Genomic DNA, 12,092 nt, shown 5'->3' on the forward strand with positions numbered 1-12,092 from the left:
CCACCCCTATCAGCAACGCGAGAGAAACATGGACGTCCTCCGCCCCAATGCCCTGGAGCAGATCTATGCCCACGCCAGCCGCAGCTACCCAGAGGAATGCTGTGGTTTTGTCTTCGCCGACGGCAGCGTGTACCTGGGCAGCAATATCCAGAACGAATTACACCGCAAGAACCCCCAGATGTACGCGCGCAGCGCGGCCAACGGCTACACCTTCTCGGTAGCCGACACCCTGCTGATGAACAAGGCGTTGCGCAGTGATAACCCGGTGGTGGTGATCTATCACTCGCACCCGGATGTCGGCGCCTACTTCAGTGACGAAGACCAGGACAAGGCACTGTTCCTGGGTGAGCCGATCTACCCCGTGAGCTACCTGGTGGTGGACGTACGCCAGGGCAAGGCCCTGGGCTCAAAGCTGTTTGCCTGGGACGGCAAGCATTTCGCCCCTCAACCCTTCAACGACCTGCACACGGAGTTGTCCATGAACGCTGTCTCTTTCCCCGACATTCTGGTTCGCGTGGCCAAGCTGCCGGAATCGACCCTCGAGGGCACCGGATCGACATTGCGCGAAGTCATTGAAAACCTCTGCAGCAGCCACCCGCAGCTGCGCCCGCACCTGTTTCACGAGAAGAACAATCAGCTCAAGGAACACTTCCTGTTCACGGCCGAGGAAGAACTGATCGACGCCGACGAGCCCTTGCCGGAAAAAGCCAGAATCGAAGTGCTGCTCGCCACCTCGGGCGGCATGGACGTCGAGGCTTTAAGCAACGAAGAAGTGCAGCGCTACGTGCGCCATATCACTCTGCCAGGCGTCGGGCGCGAAGGTCAGTTGAACCTGAAAAAGGCCAAGGTATTGATCATCGGCACCGGCGGTCTCGGCTCGCCCATCAGCCTGTACCTGGCGGCGGCCGGCATTGGCACCCTGGGCCTGGTGGATTTCGATGTGGTGGAAAGCAGCAACCTGCAACGCCAGATCGTTCACGGCAACAGCACACTGGGCATGCCCAAGGTCGAGTCGGCCAAACAGCGCCTGCAGGATCTCAACCGGCACATCCAGATCAACGCGCACAACACTGCCCTCAACGCCGACAACGCCCTGGAACTGGTGGGCGCCTACGACCTGGTGATCGATGGCACCGATAATTTCGACACGCGTTACCTGGTCAACGACGCCTGCGTGCAGTTGGGTAAACCTCTGGTCTACGGCGCCATCTACCGCTTCGACGGGCAGATCAGCGTGCTCAACTATAAAGGTGGGCCGTGCTACCGCTGCCTGTTCCCCTCAGCACCGCCTGCCGAGCTGGCACCCAACTGCAGCGCCGGCGGCGTAATCGGCGTATTGCCGGGTGTGGTTGGCATGATTCAAGCCACCGAGGCCATCAAATTGCTGATCGGCATCGGCGAGCCGCTGTCCGGTCGATTGATGCGCTTCGATGCGCTGGCGATGAAATTCAGCGAAATCCGCTTCAAGCGTCGCGCCGACTGCCCGTGCTGCTCGGCGCTGCGTCGCAGCGAACCCGTGGCGCCGACAGTGTGCGCCGATGCCGTGCCCAGCCAACCGTCACTGGCCGAAGAACGCTACATCAAGCCGCGAGTACTCAAGCAAGTGCTTGAACACCAGCGCAGCGCCGATGTGCTGCTGGACGTGCGTGACGCCACTGAACTGGAGGTGTGCAAACTGCCAGGCGTGGTGCATATCCCCCTGGCCGAACTGGATGAGCAACTGCACAGCCTCAGCCGCGACAACACCCACTACCTGATCTGCTACGCCGGCTCCCGCGCCGAGCAAGCCGCCAGCACCTTGCTGGCCGCCGGTTTCGCCAACACCAAAGTCCTGCAGGGCGGCATGAAACACTGGGTGCGCGACGTCGAACCCGACATGCCTTTGTACTGATCCGGGGGCTGAGCGATGTTGCATAACTCCATTCTTGACGTGATCGGCCACACACCGATCGTGCGTCTGGCGCAGTTTTCCGAAGACCTTGGCATTGAGGTCTACGCCAAGCTGGAATCCCTCAACCCAGGTGGCAGCCACAAGGCACGCATCGCGCTGGGCATGATCCTCGACGCCGAGCGCCGCGGCGTGCTGATGCGCGATTCCGGGCAAACCATCATCGAGCCCAGCGGCGGCAACACCGGCATTGGACTGGTGATGGCCGGCAACGTGTTGGGTTACAAAGTGGTGCTGGTGATCCCGGACAACTACAGCCCCGAAAAGCAGAAACTGCTGCGCCTGTACGGTGCCAGGGTGGTGCTGTCGGACAGCCGCCTGGGGAACAACTCCCACGGCGAAAAATGCATGGAACTGCAGCTCGAAAACCCCAGCTACGTGATGCTCAACCAGCAGCGTAACGGCGCCAATCCGCAAACCCACCGCGACACCACCGCACCGGAAATCCTCCGCGCGTTCGGTGAACGGCGCGTGGATTATTTCGTCAGCGGCATCGGCACCGGCGGCCACCTTACGGGCATCGGCGAAACGCTCAAGGCCGCCTGGCCTGCACTGCGGGTGATGGGCGTGGAACCGGAGGAATGCGACCTGCTGAAAAACCAGCACGCGCCGCACCATATCCAGGGCCTGTCGATTGGCTTGATCCCAAGCATTCTCAACCTGGACGTGATCGACGGCATGCTCAAGGTGTCGCACCAGGCATGCATGGACATGATCAAACGCATCATGCGCACCGACGCCATCAGCCTGGGCTTGTCCTCGGCCGCCAACATGGTCGCCATCGCCCAACTCGCCCCCGAACTGCCGCCCGAAACGGTGGTGTTGACCATGGTCTACGACAATGCTGACAGCTACCTGCCCAGTTTCGAATAACCGGTTTCCCAACCATCCAGAACGCGGGGGTGCCTCCATGGGGGGCTTTATCGACATGCAACAGCTGCACGATGAGTTGCTCACCCACCTCATCAAGACCCTGACGCCTGCGCAGATCAAGCAGTTGGAACCGCACCTGGCGCCGCTGATCCAGAACGCCGCCCAGGCGGTGGCCGAGGACCTGATCGCCTATGCCTATCGCGACCCGGCGTCACGCGGGCGCGGCGAGTTGATTCTGGAATCCTATGCCTCGTTCAAGGCCGTGCTGTTTTACCGCCTTGCGCACCTGGTATGGCATTTCCCCGATCAAACCAATGGCGAGTTTTCGCGCATGGCTCTGAAGCTCAGCAACCAGGGCAAAATCCTCTCTGGAGCCGAAATCCATCCCGCTGCGCGCATAGGCCGGCGCTTCGTGCTGGACCACGGTTACGGCACAGTGATCGGCGAAACCTGCGAGATCGGCAACGACTGCTACATCCTCTGTGGCGTGACACTGGGCGCCCGCGGGATCGCCAACAACCCGGATGGCAAACGCCACCCGCGCCTGGGCAACAACGTCGAGGTCGGCGCCGGCGCCCGCGTGTTGGGGTATGTGCTGATCGGCGACAACGTGTTTATCAGCCCTTCGTGTGTCATCACCCAGGACGTGCCTGCCGGTACCAAGGTCAAGGTGGTCAATCAGGTTCAACTGCAGAAAAACGATGAGTCAGACCACAGCAACTACCTCGGAGCTTTTGCCCTGGACGAGCGTTTGCACGTGGTCGGCGAAGTGAATGCCAGCCACAAGGTCACGGTGCTCGACGCCGACTTTCACCCGTTGCAGGGGCTGATGCTGGAGCCCACGGTGAAAGAGCGTCATCACCTGCAGTTTCGCCTGCGCCGCCTCGATGTCGGCGAGCAACTGCCACGCTTGCCGCTGAACCTGAAAATCTGCGGGCCGGAATTTGAAATCACCCTGCTCTCCCCCCCTGGCTTGAGTGCGATGGTGCGTCACCTGTTGCAAGCCAGCCCACTGATTGTCGGAGGTTGAACATGTCTGTGCACACCATGGAAACCCTGGCGCTGTTCGACAGCGCGCCCTACCAGAATGCCTTCAGCGCGCGGGTGATTGCGGTCAGCGAACACGGCATTGCCCTGGAGCACACGCTGTTCTACCCCACCGGCGGCGGCCAGCCGGGCGACACCGGGCACCTGACACTGGCCGATGGCACGCGGGTCGAAGTGATCGGCACCGTACGCGACCCGGTGCTGCGTTCGATCATCTGGCACCAAGTCCAAGAGTGCCCGCCGCAGTTGATTGCCGGGGTGCAGGTAGACGCGGGTCTGGACTGGGAGCGCCGCTACCAGCATATGAAGATGCACACCTGCCTGCATTTGCTGTGCTCGATCATTGATGCCCCCGTTACCGGTTGCAGCATCGGCGCAGACAAAGGCCGGCTGGATTTCGACTTGCCGGAAATGACCCTCGATAAAGACTGCATCACCCGCGACCTCAACGCGCTGATCGAGCAGGCCCACGTGGTGAAAACCCTGTCGATGCCCGCCTCGGAGTACTCAACCCTGCTGCAGATCACCCGTACCCAGGCAGTAGCGCCGCCGGTGATCCAGGGTTCGGTGAGGGTAATTGAAATCGCCGGCATCGATATCCAGCCATGCGGTGGCACCCATGTGATCAACACCGAGGAAATCGGCCGGGTGTTCTGCGAGAAAATCGAAAAGAAGAGCAAGCACAACCGCCGGGTGATCCTGCGGTTCGAGGGATAGGTCAACCCTGACGCGGCCCGTATGGGGTGCCCCCATACAAGGCCGACGCGGTGCAGCCCTTATTGCTTTTGCTCGCTGATTTTCTTGCTCAAGGTCTCGATCTGCGCTTGAAGCTGCGCAATCACGGCCTTGAACTGTGCTTCCATTTGATCAAGCCCGGCCTGTAGCTGTGCGTTTTCACTCATGAGTGCTTCAACGCCACGCGCAGCAGTCGCTTCTGGCTCATCGCGCGGGGCCGGCATTGGGTCATTCGCGGGGGCTGCTGCGTCGGGTGACGGACCAGGCTCAGCAGAATTTTCCGGCTCAGAAAGCACCGCGTTCTGAGGCGTGCCAATCGCGTCAATGCGTTGAGCCAAGCCCTGGATTTGCTCTTGCAGTTGCTGAATCACCGTCTTGAGCTCCCCGAAAAACGCTAACACTTCCTGGCGAAACGCTTGGCTCTCACGGTTCAACGCTTCAAGACTTTGAGCCTGGCCCGGCTCAGTCCCCGATGGATTCGGTGTAACCGGCGAAGCCTGCGACGGCGCAGTGTGCTGCTCACCTGCAGAACGGTTCTGCGGCGTAGCCTCAGGCTGATTCGAGGAGGGTTGAGTGGCTTCACGTGGCGTATTGAGTTGCTGAGTCAGGTCGACAACTTGCTGTTGGAGGCTCTGGATCTGTGGCCCAACCTCAGCGGCAAACCCCTGGAACTTGGCACGAAGCGCCATATTTTTTTGCGTCAGTTCTGCCAGCGAGTCCGTCGCCTCCGAGCCCTGTGACGGTGGCGCGTTCACGATCGCGCTGTGGCTTGAGAACTGGCCGCGCTGCTCGGGCGTCATCGCAGGACGCAGCGGCGCCGAATCGGGCTGGGTACTGGCTCGCTCGGAAGCGCGGGCGCTGTCCTGGTAGCTGATGGGCGACGGCTTTTGAGGCTGTTCATAGCCAACCGTGTAGGGTGCTGGCCGAGTATTTACGCTAGTCATAGGGACCTTCCCAGATTCAGGTAGTGAAGTCGTGATTGCCGATTTGAAGGCCTGCGTTCGCACGCCGTCTGGTTACCTGATTGGCGTTTCTCTGAAAGAGGGTTCCGGAACCGTAGGGCGGGTAAGTGGCTATTTGTATCTCAGGCAAAAACAGCGGTGCCTTGCGCTTGTGTCAGGGGCGGACGCCCGGCGCACCAACACATAAGCCGCAGTTCGTACAGGAAACTGACAGCAAATTTATGTGCTTGTAACATTCAGAAACGTACAATCCCGCCTGCAACGCCTCGTTGCCCCTGACTCACGAAAACAGCGCCCGCCCGTCTCGGTGGGTCATTCGTGCAGCAGCTAAGCTCACTCCCATCACGCCCCTGAACGCTGCAGGACTGACTGCCTATGAACAGAGTGTTTCGTCACTATTTACCGGCGTCCACGCTGCGCTTGCTACCCAATCGCTGGGATTTGGTCGCCTTGCCTTTGGTGATCGGCTTTTTATTGTTTTTCTCCATTACGGCGCGGGAAACCTGGGCACCAATCGCCACGTTGCAAAGTGAAGTCATCTCTCTGGACCCGGCCAACCTGCCGGAATACGCGATGCGCACCACCCTGCGCATGCTGGCGGCGATGGTCGCCGCACTGGTCTTCACCCTGTTGTACGGCACCCTGGCCGCCAAAAGCCGGCGTGCCGAGAAACTGCTGGTGCCGGTGCTCGACATCCTGCAATCGGTGCCGGTGCTCGGCTATATCTCTTTTACCGTGACGTTTTTCCTGTTGCTGTTTCCCGGGCGTGTGCTGGGCGCCGAGTTCGCCGCGATCTTTGCGATCTTCACCAGCCAGGCCTGGAACATGACGTTCAGCTTCTACCAGTCGCTGCGCATGCTGCCCCACGACCTGGTCGAAGTGTCGACCAACCTGCGGCTTTCCGGCTGGCAGAAGTTCTGGAAGCTCGACGTGCCCTTCGCCATGCCCGGGCTGGTGTGGAACATGATGATGAGCATGTCCGGCGGCTGGTTTTTTGTGGTCGCCTCCGAAGCCATTACCGTCGGCGACAAGACCATCACCCTGCCGGGCGTGGGTTCTTACCTGGCCCTGGCCATTGCCCAGAAAGACCTGCACGCCGTGGGTTACGTGATCCTGGCGATGATTGTGGTCATCCTGATGTATGACCAGTTCCTGTTCCGTCCGCTGGTGGCCTGGGCCGACAAGTTTCGCATGGAGACCACGGCCTCTCAGGGCGCCGCGCCGCAATCCTGGCTGTTGAACCTGATCCAGCGCACGCGCGTGGTTCAGCGCATCCTGCGCCCGATCACCCGTGCCATCAGCCGAATCGGTAACAAGCGTTTCAGCCTCGCGGGCAGTGCGCTCAAGGCGTTGCCGGCAGAAACACCAAAGGCCTCAAAAGTGATCGATTGGGTGTGGGGCACACTCATAGCGCTGCTGGCCGCTTACGCGCTGTATCACATCGTGCAGTACGTCGGCACCGAAGTGACCTTTGCCGAGGTCGGCCACGTGTTCGTGTTGGGCCTGATCACGCTGCTGCGGGTAACCGGGCTGATCCTGATCGCATCACTCATCTGGGTGCCCCTGGGCGTGATGATCGGCCTGCGCCCCCGCCTTGCGGAGAAAATCCAGCCACTGGCGCAGTTCCTCGCCGCCTTCCCGGCGAACCTGCTGTTCCCGGTATTCGTCATCGTGATCCTGCACTACAAGCTCAACCCGGACATCTGGCTGAGCCCGCTGATCGTGCTGGGTACCCAGTGGTACATCCTGTTTAACGTGATCGCCGGGGCCAGCGCGTTTCCCAACGACTTCAAGGAAGCTGCCGCCAACTTCCGCATCCGCGGCTGGTTGTGGTGGCGCAAGGTGATGCTGCCGGGGATCTTCCCCTATTACGTTACCGGCGCCATTACCGCTTCGGGCGGCGCGTGGAACGCCAGTATCGTTTCCGAGTACGTGTCCTGGGGCCAGGACAACGTGGTCGCCCACGGGCTGGGCGCCTACATTGCACAGACCACCGCCGCCGGCGACTTCCCGAAAATCGCCTTGGGCGTGGTGGTGATGTCGATCTTTGTGGTGGCCTTCAACCGCGCAGTCTGGCGGCCGATGTACGCCCTGGCTGAAAACAAACTTCGCTTGAATTGACGGGATTCGCTGTGATGAATACCAATACCGAACACGCTGCTGATACCCCGCAAATCTACTCGCTGAAAAACGTCAACCGGGTTTTCGGCAAGGGCAAAGACGAGCTGCAAGTGCTCAGCGGCGTGGACTTGAGCCTGCACGAAGGCGAGATCGTCGGCATGCTCGGCCGCTCCGGCTCGGGCAAGTCCACCTTGCTGCGCATCATCGCCGGGCTGATCCAGCCGTCGTCGGGCGAAGTGCGCTACAACGGCGCCCCGCTCAACGGCCCGGCCGAAGGTGTGGCCATGGTGTTCCAGACCTTTGCGCTGTTCCCCTGGCTGACCGTGCTGGAAAACGTGGAAGCCGGCCTGCAAGCCTTGCAAGTCGAGCGCAAGGAAAGCCGCCGCCGTGCCCTGGCCGCCATCGACCTGATCGGCCTGGACGGTTTTGAAAACGCCTACCCGCGCGAGTTGTCCGGCGGCATGCGCCAGCGCGTGGGCTTTGCCCGTGGCCTGGTGGTTAACCCAACGCTGCTGCTGATGGACGAACCGTTTTCGGCCCTCGACGTGCTCACCGCCGAAACCCTGCGCACCGACTTGCTGGACTTGTGGAGCGGCAAGCAACTGCCGATCAAATCGATCCTGATCGTGACCCACAACATCGAAGAAGCGGTGCTGATGTGCGACCGCATCCTGGTGTTGTCGTCCAACCCTGGCCGTGTGGTCGCCGAAATCAAGGTGCCATTCGCGCACCCGCGCAACCGCCTGGACCCGACCTTTCGGCAAATGGTCGACGACATTTATGCCTTGATGACCGACCGGCGCAGCGCCGATGCCAAAGGCATCCCCGAGCTGAAAATGGGCAGCCTGCTGCCGGAAGTGTCGACCAACCTGATGGCCGGCCTGATCGAAACCCTGGCCGCCGAGCCTTACAACGGCCACGCAGGCTTGCCCACGGTGGCCGAACGCCGCCTGCTGGAAGTGGACGATTTATTCCCGGTGGCCGAGATGCTCGAGCATTTGGGTTTCGCCGAACTCAAGGGCGCCGACATCACCCTCACCGACGCCGGCAAACTGTTCGCCGACTACGGCACCCAGGAACGCAAAACCCTGTTCGCCGAGCATTTGATCCGGCACGTGCCATTGGCCGCGCGCATTCATCAGGTATTGCTTGAGCGCAGCGGGCACCGCGCGCCACGGGTGCGCTTCGAGCAGGAACTGGAGGACTCGATGACCGAAGCCTTTGTGCAAAAAACCCTGGAAAGCGTGGTGGCGTGGGGGCGGTATGCGGAGATTTTCTCCTATGACGACCATACCGAGACCTTCAGCCTGGATGATGTGGAAGGCAGTATGTAAGCCGAACACTTTTTATTGAGCACACAGGGCAAATGTGGGAGCTGGCTTGCCTGCGATGCAGGCAATTCGGTCTTTCAGATACACCGAGGTGATGCTATCGCAGGCAAGCCAGCTCCCACATTGATTGGGTTTACACAGTGAGTGTTGTGGTGGTGTTCAGACCACAAACAGGTCCACAAACCGATTCACTGGCGTGGCCTCAAGCTTCGCCTGATCCTTGCACAGGGCAAAAATCTCGGCACTGCGCTGCGCGGTAAACCGGGTCGCCAGGTTGGCCTTGAACTTGTCCTCCAGCAATGGAATGCCATCCACCCGACGCCGACGATGGCCAATCGGGTACTCCACCGCCACCTGCTCGGTGCTGGAACCATCCTTGAAAAACACTTGCACCGCGTTGGCGATGGAGCGCTTGTCGGCCTCCAGGTATTCGCGGCTGTAGCGTGGGTCTTCGACGATCACCATCTTCTGGCGCAGCTCATCGATGATCGGATGGGCCGCGTGAAACGCGTCCTCGTACTGCTCGGCCACCAGATTGCCGAAGGCCAGCGGCACCGCGGTCATGTATTGCAGGCAGTGGTCGCGGTCGGCGGCGTTGGCCAACGGGCCGACCTTGGAGATGATACGAATCGCCGACTCATGGGTGGTGATCACGATGCGCTCGATTTCATTCAGGCGCGCTTTGACCTGTGGGTGCAAGGTCACTGCGGCTTCGCAGGCGGTTTGCGCATGGAATTCGGCCGGGAAGCTGATCTTGAACAGTACGTTTTCCATCACATAAGTGCCGTAGGGCTGCGACAGGCGGAACGCGCGCTTGTCCTCAGGCTTGAGCGCCAGGTCGTTGTTGGTGTGACTGAACAGCACGTCATAGAACCCCCACTGCGGCGCACTCAACACACCGGGAATGCCCATCTCGCCGCGCAAGGCGATATCGGCCAGGCGCACGCCACGGCTCGACGCATCGCCAGCCGCCCAGGATTTGCGCGAGCCCGCATTGGGTGCGTGACGGTAAGTGCGCAGTGCCTGGCCGTCGACAAATGCATGGGACAAGGCCGCGAGCAACTGCTCGCGGTTGGCGCCCATCAGCTTGGCGGAGACCGCCGTGGAGGCGACTTTCACCAGCAGCACGTGGTCGAGGCCGACACGGTTGAAGGAGTTTTCCAGGGCGATCACGCCCTGGATTTCGTGGGCCATGATCATCGCTTCCAGCACCGCGCGCACGGTCAGCGGCGCGTCGCCATTGGCCACGCGCTTTTGCGAAAGGTGGTCGGCCACGGCGAGGATGCCGCCGAGGTTATCCGAAGGGTGGCCCCATTCGGCGGCGAGCCAGGTGTCGTTGTAGTCGAGCCAACGCACGATGCAGCCGATGTCCCAGGCGGCTTTGACCGGGTCCAGACGCAACGAAGTGCCCGGCACGCGCGCACCGAACGGCACGACGGTGCCCTCGACGAGTGGCCCCAGGTGCTTGGTGCACTCGGGAAACCGCAGGGCCAGCAGGCCACAGCCGAGGGTGTCCATCAGGCAGTTGCGGGCGGTGTCCAATGCGGCCTGGGAGTCGATGCGGTAATCGAGGACATAATCGGCGATGTCCTGCAGGACCTGGTCGTAGTCGGGGCGGTTGTTCTGGTCGACGTTGGCGCTCATGGCAGTTCTCCAAGCAGTTAGGGGGTTGTTCCATCCTCAGGGTCAGGGTTGATCATGTGTTGGCAGGTCTGATTGCCTGCTTATAAGTGTTGGGTAGCGCTTAGGCTTTTGTGGGAGCGGGCTTGCTCGCGAATGCAGTGGGCCCGTCAACTTATGTGTAGCTGACACACCGTCTTCGCGAGCAAGCCCGCTCCCACACAAGCCCGCTCCCACATGGGTTCGGTGCTGGCTATTAAAAGGCGTCGCCGGGCACGCGTACGAAACCTTCCATCAATACCCGCGCGCTGCGGCTCATGATGGCTTTCTTAACCACCCATTCGCCGTTCACCTGGGTCGCCTCCGCGCCCACACGCAAGGTGCCGGACGGATGCCCGAAGCGCACCGCATTACGTTCGACACCACCGGCTGCGAGGTTGACCAAGGTGCCGGAAATCGCCGCCGCCGTGCCAATCGCCACCGCCGCCGTGCCCATCATGGCGTGGTGCAACTTGCCCATCGACAAGGCGCGCACCAGCAAATCCACATCACCGGCCTTGATGGCCTTGCCGCTGGACGCCACGTAGTCCAAAGGCTTGGCCACAAAGGCGACCTTGGGCGTGTGCTGACGCTGGGCAGCTTCATCAAGATGCTTGATCAGGCCCATGCGCAATGCGCCATAGGCCCGCACGGTTTCAAACATCGCCAGGGCTTTGGGGTCGCTGTTGATCGCGCCTTGCAGCTCGGTGCCGGTGTAGCCGAGGTCTTCAGCGTTGATGAAAATCGTCGGAATGCCCGCATTGATCAGCGTCGCCTTGAAGGTGCCGACACCGGGCACCTCCAAGTCGTCGATGAGGTTGCCGGTGGGGAACATCGAGCCACCGCCGCCCTCCTCTTCCGCCGCCGGGTCCATGAACTCCAGCTGCACTTCGGCGGCCGGGAAGGTCACGCCGTCGAGTTCAAAGTCGCCGGTTTCCTGCACCGCGCCGTCGGTGATCGGCACATGGGCGATGATGGTCTTGCCGATATTGGCCTGCCAGACCCGCACCACGGCCACGCCGTTGCGCGGCACGCGGGCGGGGTCGACCAGCCCGGCGCTGATGGCGAACGAACCCACCGCTGCCGACAGGTTGCCGCAGTTGCCGCTCCAATCGACAAAAGGCTTGTCGATGGAGACCTGGCCAAACAAGTAGTCCACGTCATGATCGGCGCGGGTGCTTTTGGCGAGGATCACGGTTTTGCTGGTGCTCGAAGTGGCGCCGCCCATGCCGTCGATTTGCTTGTCGTAGGGATCGGGGCTGCCGATCACCCGCAACAGCAAGGCATCGCGCGCGGCACCCGGCACCTGCGCGGCTTCGGGCAGGTCCTTGAGGCTGAAAAACACGCCCTTGCTGGTGCCGCCACGCATGTAGGTGGCGGGAATCTTGATTTGCGCTGCGTGTGCCATGGTTAACC

9 protein-coding genes are annotated in these 12,092 nt (G+C 61.4%); 6 read left to right on the top strand and 3 right to left on the bottom strand.

The features are described from left to right. Positions 1-28: 28 nt before the first annotated feature. From moeB to ACP7B3_RS07455, 4 genes are read left to right on the top strand one after another with little or no spacing between them, the layout of a single operon-like run. Positions 29-1,891 (top strand): molybdopterin-synthase adenylyltransferase MoeB, encoded by a 1,863-nt coding sequence (moeB, locus tag ACP7B3_RS07440; protein ID WP_426178549.1) that lies wholly within the window; start codon positions 29-31, stop codon positions 1,889-1,891. Positions 1,892-1,906: 15 nt separating this feature from the next. After that, a complete protein-coding gene (locus tag ACP7B3_RS07445) occupies positions 1,907-2,821 on the top strand; it encodes a PLP-dependent cysteine synthase family protein (RefSeq protein WP_119742096.1) in 915 nt (304 codons plus the stop codon). Positions 2,822-2,858: 37 nt separating this feature from the next. Further along, positions 2,859-3,851, top strand: coding sequence for a serine O-acetyltransferase (locus ACP7B3_RS07450; protein WP_106576296.1), 993 nt, complete (start codon positions 2,859-2,861; stop codon positions 3,849-3,851). Between the two features lie 2 nt (positions 3,852-3,853). Then, the gene (locus tag ACP7B3_RS07455; RefSeq protein ID WP_426178550.1) at positions 3,854-4,585 is read left to right on the top strand and encodes an alanyl-tRNA editing protein; all 732 of its coding nucleotides are present in this window, start codon (positions 3,854-3,856) and stop codon (positions 4,583-4,585) included. A gap of 59 nt (positions 4,586-4,644) precedes the next feature. Here the strand turns inward: ACP7B3_RS07455 and ACP7B3_RS07460 are convergent, their stop codons facing one another. Next, a complete protein-coding gene (locus ACP7B3_RS07460) occupies positions 4,645-5,610 on the bottom strand; it encodes a hypothetical protein (RefSeq protein ID WP_426178551.1) in 966 nt (321 codons plus the stop codon). A gap of 330 nt (positions 5,611-5,940) precedes the next feature. On the opposite strand from ACP7B3_RS07460, the gene ACP7B3_RS07465 reads away from it, so the two are divergent. Both ACP7B3_RS07465 and ACP7B3_RS07470 read left to right on the top strand, forming a co-directional pair. Further along, positions 5,941-7,686 (top strand): ABC transporter permease, encoded by a 1,746-nt coding sequence (locus tag ACP7B3_RS07465; RefSeq protein ID WP_242195915.1) that lies wholly within the window; start codon positions 5,941-5,943, stop codon positions 7,684-7,686. 14 nt (positions 7,687-7,700) lie between these two features. Next, the gene (locus tag ACP7B3_RS07470; protein ID WP_145159151.1) at positions 7,701-9,020 is read left to right on the top strand and encodes an AAA-associated domain-containing protein; all 1,320 of its coding nucleotides are present in this window, start codon (positions 7,701-7,703) and stop codon (positions 9,018-9,020) included. A gap of 156 nt (positions 9,021-9,176) precedes the next feature. Here ACP7B3_RS07470 and prpD read toward each other — a convergent pair whose 3' ends face one another. Together prpD and prpF are read right to left on the bottom strand one after the other, a co-directional pair. After that, the gene (gene prpD / locus ACP7B3_RS07475; protein ID WP_426178552.1) at positions 9,177-10,661 is read right to left on the bottom strand and encodes a 2-methylcitrate dehydratase; all 1,485 of its coding nucleotides are present in this window, start codon (positions 10,659-10,661) and stop codon (positions 9,177-9,179) included. A 232-nt stretch (positions 10,662-10,893) separates the two neighbouring features. Next, positions 10,894-12,084, bottom strand: a complete 1,191-nt coding sequence (prpF, locus tag ACP7B3_RS07480; RefSeq protein ID WP_124418255.1) for a 2-methylaconitate cis-trans isomerase PrpF — start codon at positions 12,082-12,084, stop codon at positions 10,894-10,896. Positions 12,085-12,092: the final 8 nt, after the last annotated feature.

The organism is Pseudomonas sp. TWRC1-2, assembly GCF_049896685.1.
Classification (GTDB): domain Bacteria; phylum Pseudomonadota; class Gammaproteobacteria; order Pseudomonadales; family Pseudomonadaceae; genus Aquipseudomonas.